Origin of the sequence: Rhodoligotrophos appendicifer (genome assembly GCF_007474605.1) — a bacterium.
In the GTDB taxonomy this organism is placed as follows: Bacteria; Pseudomonadota; Alphaproteobacteria; order Rhizobiales; family Im1; genus Rhodoligotrophos; species Rhodoligotrophos appendicifer.
In genome coordinates this window covers 86,235-101,841 of sequence record NZ_VHKL01000005.1, presented here as the reverse complement: position 1 = coordinate 101,841, position 15,607 = coordinate 86,235, and the positions used below count along the sequence as shown (strand labels likewise).

At 63.7% G+C, this 15,607-nt stretch carries 16 protein-coding genes and 1 pseudogene; 9 read left to right on the top strand and 8 right to left on the bottom strand.

All coding sequences use genetic code 11. From position 1 onward, the window contains the following. Positions 1-32: 32 nt before the first annotated feature. From FKM97_RS12285 to FKM97_RS12270, 4 genes are all read right to left on the bottom strand, one after another. Complete coding sequence (locus FKM97_RS12285; RefSeq protein WP_205014949.1) at positions 33-881, bottom strand: IclR family transcriptional regulator; 849 nt, start codon at positions 879-881, stop codon at positions 33-35. Between the two features lie 91 nt (positions 882-972). Beyond that, a complete protein-coding gene (locus FKM97_RS12280; protein WP_144292712.1) occupies positions 973-1,938 on the bottom strand; it encodes an alpha/beta hydrolase in 966 nt (321 codons plus the stop codon). Between the two features lie 16 nt (positions 1,939-1,954). After that, positions 1,955-2,689, bottom strand: coding sequence for an MBL fold metallo-hydrolase (locus FKM97_RS12275; RefSeq protein ID WP_144292711.1), 735 nt, complete (start codon positions 2,687-2,689; stop codon positions 1,955-1,957). An 18-nt stretch (positions 2,690-2,707) separates the two neighbouring features. Next, the gene (locus FKM97_RS12270; protein ID WP_144292710.1) at positions 2,708-3,319 is read right to left on the bottom strand and encodes a glutathione S-transferase family protein; all 612 of its coding nucleotides are present in this window, start codon (positions 3,317-3,319) and stop codon (positions 2,708-2,710) included. 187 nt (positions 3,320-3,506) lie between these two features. Between FKM97_RS12270 and FKM97_RS12265 the strand changes: the two genes are divergently transcribed. Beyond that, positions 3,507-4,982, top strand: a complete 1,476-nt coding sequence (locus FKM97_RS12265; RefSeq protein WP_144292709.1) for a sensor histidine kinase — start codon at positions 3,507-3,509, stop codon at positions 4,980-4,982. 1 nt (position 4,983) lies between these two features. On the opposite strand, the gene cobT is transcribed toward FKM97_RS12265, so the two are convergent. Next, on the bottom strand, positions 4,984-6,015 hold the full coding sequence (cobT, locus tag FKM97_RS12260) for a nicotinate-nucleotide--dimethylbenzimidazole phosphoribosyltransferase (RefSeq protein ID WP_144292708.1): 1,032 nt from the start codon (positions 6,013-6,015) through the stop codon (positions 4,984-4,986). 123 nt (positions 6,016-6,138) lie between these two features. Here cobT and cobS point away from each other — a divergent pair, with 123 nt between their 5' ends. The 6 genes and pseudogenes from cobS to FKM97_RS12230 all read left to right on the top strand — a co-directional run bounded on the left by cobS (position 6,139) and on the right by FKM97_RS12230 (position 10,786). After that, positions 6,139-6,942, top strand: a complete 804-nt coding sequence (gene cobS / locus FKM97_RS12255) for an adenosylcobinamide-GDP ribazoletransferase (protein ID WP_144292707.1) — start codon at positions 6,139-6,141, stop codon at positions 6,940-6,942. Continuing rightward, positions 6,939-7,193, top strand: a complete 255-nt coding sequence (locus FKM97_RS12250; protein WP_342783553.1) for a DUF1289 domain-containing protein — start codon at positions 6,939-6,941, stop codon at positions 7,191-7,193. Before cobS ends, FKM97_RS12250 begins: the two co-directional genes overlap by 4 nt. Then, on the top strand, positions 7,190-7,540 hold the full coding sequence (locus FKM97_RS12245) for a hypothetical protein (protein WP_144292706.1): 351 nt from the start codon (positions 7,190-7,192) through the stop codon (positions 7,538-7,540). The genes FKM97_RS12250 and FKM97_RS12245 overlap by 4 nt, the downstream gene beginning before the upstream one ends. A 6-nt stretch (positions 7,541-7,546) precedes the next feature. After that, entirely contained in the window at positions 7,547-8,257 is a 711-nt protein-coding gene (locus FKM97_RS12240) for a retropepsin-like aspartic protease family protein (protein WP_144292705.1), read from the top strand. A 63-nt stretch (positions 8,258-8,320) separates the two neighbouring features. Beyond that, a complete protein-coding gene (locus FKM97_RS12235; protein WP_144292704.1) occupies positions 8,321-9,823 on the top strand; it encodes a phosphomannomutase/phosphoglucomutase in 1,503 nt (500 codons plus the stop codon). Between the two features lie 54 nt (positions 9,824-9,877). Further along, positions 9,878-10,786 (top strand): annotated as a pseudogene (locus FKM97_RS12230) (DUF817 domain-containing protein). Here the strand turns inward: FKM97_RS12230 and dusA are convergent. Together dusA and FKM97_RS12220 are read right to left on the bottom strand one after the other, a co-directional pair. Continuing rightward, positions 10,783-11,775, bottom strand: a complete 993-nt coding sequence (dusA, locus tag FKM97_RS12225; RefSeq protein ID WP_144292703.1) for a tRNA dihydrouridine(20/20a) synthase DusA — start codon at positions 11,773-11,775, stop codon at positions 10,783-10,785. The pseudogene FKM97_RS12230 and the gene dusA overlap by 4 nt on opposite strands. A 79-nt stretch (positions 11,776-11,854) precedes the next feature. Continuing rightward, the gene (locus FKM97_RS12220; RefSeq protein ID WP_144292702.1) at positions 11,855-12,976 is read right to left on the bottom strand and encodes a linear amide C-N hydrolase; all 1,122 of its coding nucleotides are present in this window, start codon (positions 12,974-12,976) and stop codon (positions 11,855-11,857) included. Between the two features lie 336 nt (positions 12,977-13,312). On the opposite strand from FKM97_RS12220, the gene FKM97_RS12215 reads away from it, so the two are divergent. Next, positions 13,313-13,768: a MaoC family dehydratase gene (locus tag FKM97_RS12215; protein WP_144292701.1), complete on the top strand. Its 456-nt coding sequence runs from the start codon at positions 13,313-13,315 to the stop codon at positions 13,766-13,768. A gap of 5 nt (positions 13,769-13,773) precedes the next feature. After that, complete coding sequence (locus FKM97_RS12210; protein WP_144292700.1) at positions 13,774-14,637, top strand: HpcH/HpaI aldolase/citrate lyase family protein; 864 nt, start codon at positions 13,774-13,776, stop codon at positions 14,635-14,637. Between the two features lie 47 nt (positions 14,638-14,684). Here the strand turns inward: FKM97_RS12210 and FKM97_RS12205 are convergent, their stop codons facing one another. Continuing rightward, a complete protein-coding gene (locus FKM97_RS12205) occupies positions 14,685-15,587 on the bottom strand; it encodes a DMT family transporter (RefSeq protein ID WP_170240886.1) in 903 nt (300 codons plus the stop codon). Positions 15,588-15,607 lie beyond the last annotated feature (20 nt).

Sequence of the window (15,607 nt, the reverse complement as noted above, 5' to 3'; positions counted from 1 at the left end):
CGAACCCGTTTCTCAACACGGGTCGGCGCTGGTTACTGAACGGTGCGGCCGCCGACCTCGCACGTAATCTCGGCTGCAATGGCCTTGACCGCAAGCCCGAGCGACATCATGCGACCATCGGCGAGGCGCGCGGTCGGGCCCGACACCGACAAGGCTGCCAAGGCGTTGCCATTCTCATCATGGATGACGGACCCTAGGCAGCGCAGGCCGATGGCGGTTTCCTCATCATCAATGGCAAAGCCGCGCGCGCGCACGGAAGCGAGTTCCCGCCGCAGCTGTTCAAGGGAACACAGCGAGTTGCCGGTTTCCCGCCGCAGATCCTGACCACCCAGAATCCGCAAAGCATCAGCCTCCGGCATGCTGGCCATCAGCGCCTTGCCGACGGAGGAGGTATGCGGAAGCGTGCGCCCCCCGGGACCGGCAATGGCCCGCATCATCTTCTGGCATTCCACCTGGGCGAGATAGACGACCTCGCCACGATCGAGGATCGCCAGATTGACGGTCTCGCCGGACTGCTCCATGAGCCGACGCATGAAGGGACGCGCCGTGGGGATCAGATCCCGGGACCGTATGAAGGCCGATCCGACGCGGAAGGACTGGACCCCGATCAACCACGTGGACCGCTCGGGATCAAACCGAACGTAGCGTTCGTTCTGCAGCGTAGTCAGCAGGCGATGCGCCGTCGAGGTCGGCAATCCCACCTCGTGGGCCACCTCGCTCAAGGTCGATCCTTGCGCATGATGGGACAGAGAATTCAGCAGCTTCAAAGCCCGGCTCAGGGACTGAACCTGTCCCGATGCGCGCAAGACTTCCTTGCTCGGCACCAGAACCTCGAGCCGCCTGCGCTCCTCTTCGGTCGACACTCTCGCAATCATGTTCATGGGCAGCCGCCTTCCTCAAGCTCGGGACGCCAAACATCGTTCTGCCGCCCCTCTATTCCCGACTTTAACAGTCAGGAATTATTTGAGCAAGCTATCTGACGCGATTGGAAATCTGAGCCGGTGAAAGCTCGGCGCCCGAGGGCAGAGTGCCGCGTGCATTCTTGATCCAGGCGAGGATGTCGCGATAGACGGCGACCCGCTGCTTATCGTGCAGCAACATGTGCCAGCCCTTCTCGTAATAGGCGATCCGGTGAGGGCCGCCGACCGAGGCCATGACGCGGGCCGTCGGCGCGGCGGGCACCAGCTGGTCGTTCTTTCCATAGAGGTAGAGAACGGGGGTCGCGATCCGTGGCGCTGCCGAATAGGCCTCGTCCATCACCGTCACCAGGCCATAGATCGAATCGATGCGGGTGTCGCGAATGTAGAGATCGTCCTTCGACATGGCCCGGAGCACATCGACATTGTCCGTCGGCCAGATCTCGAGCCCGCTGCCCGTGGCGGTCATCGAGGGAACGGTGTGTGCCGATGTCCACAAGGCAGCCTTGTAGAGCGGGTTCATCGCCTGCCAGCCCCAGATCGCCGGTGCGACGAGGATTGCGCCGTCGACGGCGAGCCCTTGCGCCAGGGCCACCATGGTCACAGCGCCCCCCATGGAAGAGCCCAGAACGTAGAGCGGCTGGCGCGGATGTGCAGCGCGGATGAGCGAGACGACGGTCTTCAGGTCCGAGACCATGAGGTCGCTGCCGGGCCACAATCCGCGCTGGGCCGTCCCGCCGAAGCCACGCTGATCATAGGCGTAGACGGTGATTCCGTGCTCGGCGAACCACGGAGCTGGAAGCTTGAAATCCCCGCTATAGGCATTGAAGCCATGCACAGCGAGGATGATCGCCCGCGGCTGCTTTGCGCGCCACGTGATCAGCGGCAGCGTGGTTCCATCGCTCATCACTGCCGCATTCTTCTCCAGATGCGGCAGAACGGCCCGGGGAGATCGCTGCTGCAGCTGTGGCGCGCAGGCGCTCAGCGCCGCCGCGGCAATCAGCACCAACGCGGCCAGCACCCATCGAACACTGTGCCTAGACTGTGAGAACAAGTCCGTCCTCGGCAGTTTCGGTTTCGATGTCGTCTCTCGCCAGCAGCATCTCGCTCGACATATGGGTCAGGATCATTCGCCGTGCCGTGATCAAGGGCCGCTTCTCCATCAGCAGGCGGTGGTTCAGATGGTACGGGACGATCGTGTCCTTGGTATAGCATTCGCAGATGAAGAGATCGGCGTCCCGGGCGATATCAATGATCGAATCCGTCCATTCGGTGTCGCCGGAATAGGCCAGGAGCTTACCGTCCGCAGCCAGGCGAAGCCCGGTGGAGGGGGCCCCTGAGGGGTGAATGACTTCCAGGCTTTCGACACCGAAGCCGCAAATGTCCACCGGCCGACGCGGCATGATCTCGATGAAATGAACCTCGAAGCTCCGGCGATTGTCGGAGGAGCCCGGAAACATCGCCTCGCATATTTGCCGCACCCGTGGCTCCAGCCCGGGCGGGCCGGCAATGATCAGCGGCTCCTTGCGGCGGCTGACGAACTGGCACTCAAGCAGGAAGAAGGGCAGTCCCCCAAAATGATCGCCATGCAAATGGCTCAGGATAATGGCCCCGATGCTGTTCCGATCGATCCCCAGCCTGTTCATGGCGATGAGGGATGAGGCTCCGCAGTCGACCAGGATCGTGGCTGCAGACGAGGTGACGTGAAAGCATGTGTTGAAGCGGCCGCCGCTGCCAAAGGCATCACCGCTACCGACGAAGGTGACCTGCATGGAAAGAGATCCTTCGGATCAGGCGGTGGCGCTGGGACGGGCAGAGACGCGGGCATGCCACTCCTGCAGGTGCGGATGCTCCGGTGTCAGGGACAATCGCGCGAGCTTCATGAAATCGACCGCCACGAGCGTCGTGATATCGGCGACGGAGAATTTCTCGCCCGCAACATAGGGCCGGCTGGCCAACTCGGCATTCAGGAACTCCAGCATCCATGCGGCGCGCGGGCGATTGGCCTCGCCCCATTCCGCCACCTGAGGCTGCTCGAGTGGCGCCATCTTGGGATGGAGATGACGAAACACTTGCGAGACCGGAAACATCAGTCCCTGCTCCACCCGCCGCTGCCACATTTCGATCATGGCCTTCTCGAGCGGTGTCGAACCCAACAACACAGGCTCCGGATTGAGCTCCTCGAAATACCGGCAGATGGCCATCGTCTCGGCAATCACCTGGCCGTCGTCGAGGACGAGAAAGGGCAGCCGGGTCATGGGATTGAGTCGGCGAAGCTCGTCTGTCAGATGCTCCTTGGCATTGATGTCGACCTGCACGCGGGCGATCTCGATGCCCTTCTCGGCCAGGAAAATGCGGACCCTCCTGGGATTCGGCGCGCGTCCTTCCTCGTAGATCTTCATGCCGGCCGTCCTCTTCTGCCCTTTGCTAAAAACACTGGAAAATACGACGAAATCTTCTCTCGATCAGTTAACCAGCCCAAGGAAGCGCTTCTTAAGCTCTGGCCCTCTAGCATGAGTTTGACAACGACGTCTGCGCCTTTCGGCAAGACGATCGAACAACTCGCAAGATGGTTCTCCTCCACCGCTCATGATCGCACTCAGCAACAACTTGTTCGACGGCCGAGGCTCCCAATGGTCCCTCAGCCGGCCGACCCTCGGACTGCTTAAGCTTTTCGTCGCCAATCAGCTGCGCGTGGCTCTTGCCATGCCGCTGCTGGCGGTGCTCTTCGTCTGTTTCGTGGCGACCTGGGGCGCGTGGAGCGCAGGATTGCCCTGGCTGGCCCTGATCCTGATCTGCCAGGGATTGCAGCTGGTCACCTGCCGTCGCTTCGAGAGAGCGCGCCTGGGTGACGAAGACCAGCTTGCCACCTGGCTCACCCGCCTGGTCGGCAGCGAAGTGCTCTATTCGCTCGCCTGGGCCTCCGCCCTCCTCTGGTTCTGGAGCCCGGTCAACGCCGCGCTCAATCTCGCCATCATCACGGTGCTGCTGGTGGCCATCACCGTTCGACTGATCATCGCCAGCCACTGCCTGCCGATCGTGGTGGCCGGTACGCTGCCGACCACGATCGCAATCATTCTACGCTGTGTGGAACAAGGTGATCCTTTCTATGTCGGGATTGCAATCCTTGTGACGCTCGCGGAGCTCTATTTCCTCCATCTCGCCCGCAGCCTGCACCAGACGGCGCACGACATGCTGATCTTCCGGGCCCAGAAGGACGCGTTGATCGATGCTCTGGCCCGCGAGACAGCCGAAGCCGATGCCGCGAGACGCAAAGCCGAAGCGGCCAACCGAGCCAAGTCGCGCTTCCTGGCAACGATGAGCCATGAATTGCGCACACCCCTCAACGCCATCCTGGGCTTCTCCGAAATGGTGAAAACGGAAATGCTCGGGCCCGTGGGCAACATCGTCTACAAGGCCTATGCTGGCGACATCCACCATTCAGGTCAGCACCTCCTGTCGCTGATCAACGAGATCCTGGACCTCTCGCGCATCGAATCCGGCCGCTACGAGCTGAATGAGGATGCCGTCTCGGTGGCCGAAATCGGCCGCGAGGTCTGCCATCTCCTGTCGATGAAGGCCGCCGAGCGCCAGATCACGCTGCAGGAGCAGTTCGAGGCGGAGCTGCCCAAGCTCATCGGCGATGAACGCGCCATCCGTCAGATCTGGATCAATCTCGTCGGGAACGCGATCAAGTTCTCGCCCCAGGGTTCAAAGGTCATCCTGCGGGTCGGCCTGAACCAAAGCGGCGGCCTCAGGCTTGCCGTCCTCGACGAGGGACCCGGGATCGCGGCCAGCGAGCTGCCCCATATCTTCAGCGCCTTCGGGCGGGGGGATGCCAGCGTGAGCCGGCAGAAGGAGGGCGTGGGGCTGGGATTGTCCATCGTGCGCGGCCTCGCCAAGCTGCATGGCGCCACGGTCGAAGTGAGGAGCACGCAGGGGGAAGGCACCTGCCTCAGCGTCGATTTCCCTCTGACGCGGATCCTCGACGAGACGCCGCTGGAGCGGCGGCCGCTGGCAATCCCGACAGAGGGTCAGCGGCTGCTGATGGCCATCACGCGATAGGTCACGTCGCCTTGGCGCTGACGCCGGCTTCCGCGAAGGTCGCCATGCCCTTGTGGATCTGCGCCGCCGCCTTCACGACGCCAACGGCGAGGGCGGCGCCGGACGCTTCGCCCAGTCGCATGCCAAGATCAAGCAGCGGCTCCTTGCCGAGGTGCTTCAGCAGTCGGCGATGAGCCGGCTCGGCCGAGCAATGACCGACGAGGCAGTGATCGAGGGCCGACGGTGAGATGGACTGCAGGACTGCGGCTGCGGCGGTGGTGACGAAGCCATCGAGAATGACGGGCACCTGCCGCATCCTGGCACCGATGATGGCACCGCAGATGGCCGCCAATTCCCTTCCGCCCAAGCGGGCCAAAAGCGCCAGCGGATCGCCGGCGGCGGCCTCGCGATGGAGCGACACGGCCCTTTCGATCACCTTTGCCTTGTGCCTGATGCCGTCGGCGTCGAGGCCGGTGCCAGGGCCCGCCCAGTCCTCCGCCTCCCCGCCGAACAAAGCCAGACAGAGCGCCGAGGCGCTCGTCGTGTTGCCGATCCCCATCTCGCCGACACAGAGGAGGTCGAGATCCTCCGCCACCGCCTCGAAGCCATAGACGATGGTGCCGGCGCAATCCTCATCGCTCAAGGCGGGACCGACCGTGATATCGCCGGTCGGGACTTCCAGGGCCAGCTCGAAGACTTTCAGGCCCAGGCCGAAGCTCGTGCACAGCTGATTGATCGCGGCTCCGCCACTGCGGAAATTTGCGACCATCTGGGCCGTCACCTCCTGGGGGAAGGCGGAAATGCCCTGCGCCGTCACGCCATGATTGCCGGCATACACCACCACCAGGGCCTGGTCGATGGCCGGAGGATGGCGGCCCTGCCACGCGGCCAGCCACTCGGCAATCTCTTCCAGCCGCCCTAGCGACCCCGGCGGCTTCGTCAGTTCACCCTGGCGCGCCCGGGCTTGCGAGGCCGCCTCGGCGTCCGGTCCGGGCAGATCCCGGATCAACGCTCTCAACTCGTCGAAGGCGTTTGGCGCAGCAATGTCTGTCATGAAATAGCCGTGTCGGAGTGATGCAAGGGCGCGTCCGCCGCTATCCCTGGACAGCGACGATGCGGGCCGGCTATAGCGGCTCGTGCCCAGAGTTGAAAGTGCTGTGACGCAGGAGCGATCATAATGCCGCGCGCCACCTCGCGAAACGAGGCCGTCGACTTCCCCCTCTGGTGGTCGGATATACGGCAGTCGATCGCGCTCCTCACCCGGATCTCACACGGCGAACCCTCAAAGCGCAGCATGGCCTCCGCCATGCGGGCCTTTCCCATTGTCGGGGTGCTGATCGGCCTCCTTGGAGGCCTCGCATTCGGCCTTGCCGAGCAGATCGGCCTGTCCGCCTTCCTTGCCGCCGTCGTCACGACCGCAGCACTGCTGTGGCTCACGGGCTGTTTCCACGAGGACGGCCTCGCCGATACCGCCGACGGAATCGGGGGCGGCATGACCCGGGATGCGAAGCTCGCGATCATGCGGGATTCCCGGATCGGCACCTACGGCGTCGCAGCGCTTGTGATCGCCCTGGCGCTGCGGATCGGCACTCTGGTGCAGATTTCGGATTTCGGCGGCTGGAGCACCATCATCGTCGTTTTGGCCGCCAGCGGCGCCTGGTCCCGCGCCCTGATGGTGGTGCTGCTCGGCACCGCACCACCGGCCCGCGCCGAGGGCCTGTCGGTGCATGCCGGCACGCCGTCGCGCGGCACTCTCCGGCAAGCCGCTCTGCTCGGCGGCCTCATGGCAGGCTTTCTCATCCTGTGGTGCTTCGGCTTCTGGACGATGATTGTCGCTCTCCTTGCGTCATATGGCGCTTTCGCCCTTGTACGACGGCAGGCCACCAAGCACATTGGCGGGCAGACAGGCGATATCGCCGGAGCCGTTCAACAGGCTTCCGAAATCGTGTTCCTGCTGTGCATAGCTGCGATGGTGCCGTGAACCCCGATCTCGAAAAATACATGCGGCCACAGGCCATCGAGTCTCCTTGCGTCAATATCTGCGTCGTCGATCCCGACTCCGATCTGTGCATCGGCTGCGGGCGCAGCCGCATGGAGATCGCGGGCTGGGTCCGCATGACACCGGTGCAGCGCCGAGCGGTGATGCTGGAACTGCCCGAGCGGCTGGCGGTCTTGACCCGCAACCGCCGACGGAAGGGGGGCGCCAGGGCACGGCGCGCCTCAACCGAATGATCGGCTGGCTCTGCCTCGCTCTCCTCCTGCTGATCGGCGGCGTCGTGCTCATCGGCACCGACCTCCTCAGCCTGCTGCCCATCGACACCGATTCGATCTATGCCGAACTCGGTACGACCATCGCCCTGCTCGTCGCCCTCCTCTTCATCGAGATCTTCAACCGACAGGGAAAGGACAGCCTGCTGCGCGCGCTCAACAGCGTTCTGGCTGCGATCATCGCCCTGGCGAGCCTGGCGATCGTGGCCGACGACATCACAGAAGCCGTCAAGGCGACGCTTGCCGTCGGGTCTCTCGAACGGATCGGGAGCAGCGGGCCGGCGGGTTTCACCCTCACCTTGGAGAGTTGATCGATCATGCTCGCCTGGATCGGCATCGGCATTCTGGGCATCGCGGCCCTGGCCCTCGTGCTGGCGGACAATCCGGGTGCGGCCTTCGGCGTCACGAGTGCCGATTTTGCCCAGCTCGCCTCGGCCATCGCCCTCCTGGTGGTCCTCGGCGCCTCCCTGATCTGGTCCTACCGGGGCCATATGAGAGATGCGGTGCGGCATGCGGCCATCTGGATCGGCATCGCCCTCCTGCTGCTGCTCGGCTACACCTATCGTCTCGACCTCCTCGTCGTCTCGCAGCGGATGCTGGCCGAACTCGTGCCCGGCATGCCCGTGATCAGCACCGTGACGACGGAGGGCGGCGACCAGCGGGCCGTCACCATCAGGGCGGATGCGACCGGCCATTTCCGGGTGCGAACCGCCGTGAACGGGGTCGATCTCGATCTCATGGTCGATACCGGCGCCACCGCCGTCACCCTGTCCTATGACGATGCAAGGCGCATCGGTCTCGATATGGACAATCTGTTCTTCATCGTCCCCATCGAGACGGCCAACGGTGCGTCCCAGGCCGCCGAAGTGCGCCTCAAAACCGTTTCCGTCGGCGGGATCACCGTCTCGGGCCTGCGCGCGCTGGTGGTCGGCCAGGGCCAGTTGCGCAGCAGCCTGCTGGGCATGAACTATCTCCGCGTCGTCGGCAGCTTCGAGGTCCGGGGAGATGAATTGGTGCTAAAACGCTGACGCAATGAACCGCCATGCCGGGCTGTGCGTTGCTGACCCGTTGATTTTGCAAGGAGCATAAGAATGACCGTGAAGCCGAGGCAGGACCTGGTCGAGAATACCCGCGACTATGAGGAGTTCCCCTTCGTCAAGCAGACCGGCTTTCGCGAATATGATGCCCGCTGGCTGTTCGGCAAGGAGATCAACCATCTCGGCATCCGCTGCCTGGGCTTGGGACTGGGCACGTTCCTGCAGCAGCGCGGCGTCAAGCCAGAAGTCGTCGTCGGCCACGACTACCGTTCCTATTCCTCCTCCATCAAGCAGGCGCTCATCGCCGGCCTCCTGGGCTCCGGATGCACCGTCCACGACATCGGCCTCGCTATGACGCCGATGGCTTATTTCGCCCAGTTCGATCTCGACGTCCCGGCGTGCGCCATGGTCACCGCCAGCCACAACGACAATGGCTGGACCGGCGTCAAGATGGGGATGGACCGTCCCGTCACATTCGGCCCCGACGAAATGGGCGCGCTCCGGGACATCGTGCTCGGGGGGACCTGGGAAGAGAAGCCGGGCGGCATGCTCCATTACGTCCAGGGCGTCCAGCAGCGCTACATCGAGGATCTCACCAACCGGCCGCAGCTCAAGAAGCGCCTCAAGGTGGTGGCGGCCTGCGGCAACGGCACGGCCGGGGCCTTCGCGCCGGAGGTCCTGCGCCGGCTCGGCTGCGAGGTCATCGAGCTCGATTGCGAACTCGACTACACTTTCCCGCGCTATAATCCGAACCCGGAAGACATGGAGATGCTGCATGCCATCGCCGAGAAGGTCCGCGAAACGGGTGCGGATGTGGGGCTCGGCTTCGACGGCGACGGCGACCGCTGCGGCGTCATCGACAATGAGGGCCATGAGATCTTTGCCGACAAGGTGGGCGTCATGCTCGCCCGCGACCTCTCCGCCTTGCATCCGAACGCGACCTTCGTGGTGGATGTGAAATCGACCGGCCTGTTCCTCACCGATCCGGTGCTGAAGCAGAATGGCGTCAAGGCGGATTACTGGAAGACCGGCCATTCCCACATCAAGCGCCGCTGCCGGGACATCAAGGCGCTCGCCGGCTTCGAGAAGTCGGGACACTATTTCTTCAATCCACCCGTCGGCCGAGGCTATGATGACGGGCTCGTCTCGGCGATCGCCATCTGCGACATGCTCGATCGGAATCCGGACAAGACCATGGCCGACCTCAAGAACGCGCTGCCCAAGACCTGGGGCTCGCCGACCATGTCGCCGCATTGCGCGGACGAGGTTAAATACGGGATCGTCGACAAGGTGGTTCGCCATTACCAGAAGCTTGCGGCGAAGGGCGATCGGGTGGCCGGCCAGCCGATCCGGGAACTGGTGACCGTGAATGGCATCCGCGTGACGCTCGCCGACGGCACCTGGGGCCTGGTGCGCGCTTCCTCCAACAAGCCGGAGCTCGTGGTGGTCTGCGAAAGCCCCGAATCGGAGGAGATGATGAAGGCGATGTTCAAGAACATCGACATGCATCTGTCGGAGTATCCCGAGGTCGGAGAGTATAATCAGAAGATCAGCTGAGGCCGCGCCGCCAAACTCCCCCGACCGGTTCTCTCCTTAACCTGATCGTTGTTCATGGCCCCGGTCCCCTCCCGCCGTCAGAGCGCCGCGCTCACTTGGCCAGCGATCGCGCGCTTCATCGCGGCGGATGCGCGGCTCGCTGCCTGGGCGCAGGATCGTGGCCCTCTTGCCGTCTTCCTCTATGAATTCGCTCGCTTCGGGGTGAAGCAGGCATGAGCCTGCCTGTTCGGCGGCATCATGGTCGCCCTGATCGTTCTCACATTCCTGTTCTATCCAGCGGCAGCGCCCCTGCCCCGCTACGATTTCCTGACACTTGCCGCCCTCGCCGTTCAGGTCGCGCTCATCGCGCTGCGCATGGAAACGATCGACGAGGCCAAGGTGATCCTGCTCTTCCATGGGGTCGGCACCCTCATGGAGATCTTCAAGACCGCGCAAGGTTCGTGGATCTACCCGGAACCGGCCTATCTGCGTCTCGGCGGCGTCCCCCTGTTCACCGGCTTCATGTATGCCTGTGTCGGCAGCTATATCGCCCGGGCCTGGCGTCTCTTCGATTTCCGCTTCACGCATCATCCGCCGCTCTGGGCGACACTGACCGTGTCCGTCGCGATCTATGCGAATTTCTTCCTGCACCACTTCGTGACGGATCTTCGCCTGGCGCTGTTCGTTGCGGTGGCCGTGCTGTTCGCCCGATGCCAGATCTCTTTCAAGATCCATCATCATTACCGGCATATGCCGCTGCTTGTCGGCTTCGGCCTCGTGGCCATTTTCATTTGGATTGCGGAAAATGTAGGTACGCTGACCCGGACCTGGACCTATCCTCACCAGGCCGCGGGCTGGACGATGGTGCCACCGGCCAAGCTCGGCTCCTGGTTTCTGTTGATGATCATTTCCTACGTCATGGTCAGCCTGGTGAACAGGCCGCAGCCCCTTCCCCTGCAGGCTGAGCCGGTGCGCGCTGTTTAGGCCGCTTCGCTGATGCGGTCCTTCACCCGTTCCAGGGCGTGCTCGACAACCTTTACTCCCGCCCCCTCGCGATGGGCGTTCTCGCTCAGATGCCGCCGCCAGGCGTGGGCGCCGGGCAGGCCGTTATAGAGGCCCAGCATATGACGGGTGATCGCGTTCAGAGGCACACCCTGCGCCAGCTGCCGGTCGATATAGGGCAACATGCGCTCAACGACCCGCCCCCTGGAAGGTGCAGGCGTGGGATCGCCAAAGATCCGGCGATCCACATCCGCGAGCACATAAGGGGTCTGGTAGGCCGCCCGGCCCATCATCACCCCGTCCACCCGGTCCAGTTGCGCTGCGGCTTCCTCCAGGCTCGCGATCCCGCCATTGATGGAGATCAGCAGATGCGGATTGTCCTGCTTGAGCTGATGGACCAGCGGATAGTTCAAGGGTGGGATGTCACGGTTCTCCTTGGGGCTCAGGCCCTTCAGCCAAGCCTTGCGGGCATGGATGATGAAGTGGCGGATGCCGGCTGACGCGACGCGGCTGACGAAGCGGGCGAGGGCCTCCGCCTCGTCCTGATCATCGATGCCGATGCGGCATTTGACCGTGACCGGCACCGACACCACCGCCTGCATGGCGGCGACGCATTCGCCCACCAGCTCCGGCTCGGCCATGAGGCAGGCACCGAAGCGGCCGGACTGAACCCGGTCCGAGGGGCAGCCGCAATTGAGATTGATCTCGTCATAGCCCATGTCGGCGCCGATCCTGGCGGCTTCAGCGAGCAAAGCCGGCTCGGAGCCGCCCAGTTGCAGGGCCACCGGATGCTCGGCCGCATCGAAGCCGAGCAGACGCGCGCGATCACCCCGCAGCACGGCCTGTGCCGTCACCATCTCGGTATAGAGCAAGGCATGACGACTGATCTGCCGCAGGAAGACGCGGTCGTGCCGGTCGGTCCAATCCATCATCGGGGCGACGGAAAACCTATGGGAGTGATCAGTCGTCATGTATTCCTTGCAGATCCCAGCACGCGCTCATCATGCCGGCCATTGTCGACAGCTTCCACGATCTTGTCAGGTGACCTCATCATTCCGGCACGACGTTGGAGCCCTTCAACGTTTCCGTGGCATCGCGTGTTCCGTCGTCAAGACCTTTAAGCAGCATCGTCCGTGGTGTGTCGACGGCAGCCAAAGCGCCGAGGTCGAACTTTGTAAAGTTCAGGCTTTCATAATCGCGAATGAAGAACAGCGTGCGGTCGAGGTCTGTAAGACTGGTCCAGGACGTGAACTCCGTCGCGTAGGGTGCCCTCTCTTCCGGCTCCAAACCCGCCACTTCCAGATGACCGCCGCCTGGCTGGGGGTAATCTATGGTGACGCCCCGGGCGCGGTCGAAGGTGTTGAGAATGTGGGCCAGAGCCAGCACGGCAGCGTCGGGCGCGGCTGCCTTCTCCGTGAATTCTGCATAATAGGCCGCCCGCACGAAGCGGCCAACGGAGGTGTTCGACGCCGGCAGCCCGGCAGTGGCGATGCCCGAATCGGGCTGGATCACCTTGTGCCCGCCAAAGCTTGCAACGGAGGCGTCCACATTGGTCAGAAAGGTATAGTTGTTCAGATTGGTGAGATGCCAAGGAAAGGACGGTCCATTGGTCATGACGCCCACAGGATTGTCATAGACGGACATCGTGCCGCCATCGAACTCGACGACGAGTGCCGCACCGGACCGATCATGCATGACGTAATGGAACGGGGATTCCACGCCTCCCAGAATCGCCAAAGGCTGCACCATGACCGGTTGCTCAGCGAGGGCGGATTTGACCTCGGCCACTGTCGAAAACTGCCCCAGGACCCAAGTGCCGAGGTCAGACGCAGCGAGGATCTTGGTGGTCATGGCAACCGGGTGATGGCCCCCTGCCGCTGCTGGATAGGATAGGAGACTGAAGGTCAGACCCTGCTTGTTGACGCCCTCGATGACCTTCAGATCGGACGTCGCCAAGGGCGATGCGGCGGTGGGCCGTCGCGCCGGCATGGTCACGGCGAAGATCCCGAACCGAGCGCAAAACTCGAAAGGCTCAGCGCCATCCATCGTCGAGACGGTTCGGTAGCCCGATGGCAGCCAGGCCATCACATAGGGCAAATCCATCGTGAGTTCGAGCGTGCGACCGAAATAGATCTTTCCGGACGTGTCACGATATCTGAGAGAGGTGCACATGCTGCAACGCCAGGCAAGTTAACAGGACAGCCAAAAATGGCGAGGAACAGCCACTCGTCCGGCGTCTTATACCAGGTGAGACCTTGATGCTACCCGCTTCGGGGCGGACGTCATTCAGCGCATGACAAGAGGGAAAGTCGGCGAACAGCCGCAGCCGGGACCGGACGCCTCCAGGGCGAGACGCCACCGGACCCTTGCCGAAGCACGGCTTTCGCCATAGTGGTCTGCGGGCAGCGTGGCTGACGCGACCCCTCGTCCAATCGGCGCCACGCCCACCGACCAGATGCAGCGGGGACAGGTCCCCAGCCACATCGTTTGAAGACGCGGAGGTCACCCATGGCAGGTCTGTATTTCGAGGAGTTCTTCGTGGGCCAGGAGTTCCACCACGTCTTCAGCCGGACGGTGACGGAGATGGACAACACGATGTTCAGCCTGCTGACCATGAACCCGCAGCCTTTGCATATCGACGCCCATTTCGCCGCCCAGACCGAATTCGGCGAGCGCCTGTTCAACAGCCTCTATACGCTCGGCATCCTGGTCGGCATGACCGTCTACGACACGACGCTCGGGACCACCGTGGGCAATCTGTCCATGACCGACGTGAAGTTTCCCCGGCCCGTCTTCCATGGCGACACCCTGAAGGCGCATACCAAGATCATCTCCACCCGCCCCAGCAAGTCGCGCCCCACTCAGGGCCTCGTCGAGTTCGAGCACACCGCCACCAACCAGCGCGAGGAGGTGGTGGCCAGTTGCCGCCGCGTCGGCCTCATGCTCTGCCGCCCCAAGGCCTGAACCCCATGCGATCCCTTCTCTTCGTCCCCGGCGACAGCGAGCGAAAGTTCGAAAGCGCCAAGAAGACCGCCGCCGACGGCTTGATCCTCGACCTCGAGGATTCCATCGCCCCGGATCAGAAGACGGCGGCGCGCGCCATCACCGCCGACATGATCGCCGCCCGTAAACCGGGGCAAAAAATCTACGTCCGGGTCAATGGACTCGATACCGGCCGGACATTGGAGGATTTGGTCGCGGTGATGCCCGCGCAGCCGGACGGCATCATGCTGCCCAAATGCGAAGGGGCGCATGACGTCAACAGGCTTGCCCTCTATCTCGATGCCCTGGAAACCGTCTCGCAGATCACGCTGGGCACGACACGGATCATTCCGGTCGCCACCGAGACATCGCGGGCCGTTCTCAAACTCGTCGAGTTCGAAGGGGCCAGTCCGCGGCTCTGGGGGCTGCTCTGGGGCGGGGAAGACCTTGCAGCAGCGCTCGGCGCCTCGCGCAACAGCACGGAGGGTCGCTACAACAGCCCGTTCCTGCTGGCGCGGGACCTCTGCCTGTTTGCCGCTGCGGCGGCCGGCGTCACTGCGATCGATGCCGTTGCCACCGACATCAACGATCTCGACCGCGTGAGGCGAGAAGCGGAAGCGGCACGGCGCGACGGCTTTCGCGCCAAGGCCATCATCCACCCGAAGCATGTGGATATCGTCAATGCCGCCATGACCCCCACTGACGAGGAAGTGCGCTGGGCCAGGACCATCGTCGAGGCCTTCCAGGACAATCCCACAGCCGGGGTGATCAAGATCGACGGGCGGATGATCGACAAGCCTCACTTGTCTTCCGCGGAGACGATCCTGCGGATCGCCGAGGACTATCGCTGAGCGGTGGCGGCGGCTGCCCCGGCAGGACGGCCGGTCCGGGGCAATCGTCAGGCCTCGCCCGAGGGTTTTAGCGACAGGGGGCGGGACGGCCTCTCGCGCGCCAGAACCAGGCCCAGAAGGCAGAAACCAAATCCGATCATGGCCGTGACGGTGACCGGCTGGCCGAACATGGCCCAGGCCCAGACCATGGTCACCGGCGGGCTCATATAGAGCAGGGTGCCCACCCGGGTCGCTGAGGTGCTTCTCAGGCACAGCCAATAGAGACCGAACCCGCCAAAGGTCGCGAAGACGATGAGCCACGCCAGCGCCCAGAGGAAGTCCCACTCGAAGACCGGCATCAGGGTTCCGTCATAGGCCGCGAGAGGGGCATAGAGGACCGCTGCCGCCATGCTCTGGATGCCCAGCCCCGGCAGGATGCCAAGGGTGGTGGGCTTGGCCTTGGCGAGGAGCGTCGCTGCGACCAGGGCCATGGTGCCGGCTATGGCAACGGCATAGGCCCAGGGGGGAGCCTCACCCGGATCGGCACCGACTGCGAACATCACGCCGGCAAAGCCCACGAGCAGGCCGAGCCACTGGCTGCGGCGCACCACATCCCCCAGCAGGGGGCCGGCCAGAGCCGCCGTGGCCAGGGGCTGGAGGGCTGCGACCAGAGACAAGGTGCCGGCGGCGACCCCCAGATCGATCGCCTTCAGATGCAGCGCGATGCAGGCGAACATCGCCAGACCGCCCATGCCGGCATTGACCAGGAGGTCACGTCGGCGCACGCCCCGACGGATTGCCGAGACGACGAAGGGAAGCAGCAGAACGGCCAAAATGATGAAACGCCAGAACAAGACCAACGAGAAGGACGACGTCTCCGTCGCCAGCACCGCGCCAATGAAGCTCGAGCTCCAGGCCACGATGAGCGCGGCTTCGAGCAAGCCCTGCTTCAGGTTCAGACCAATTTTCACAGGAGACCTCGACACGCGAT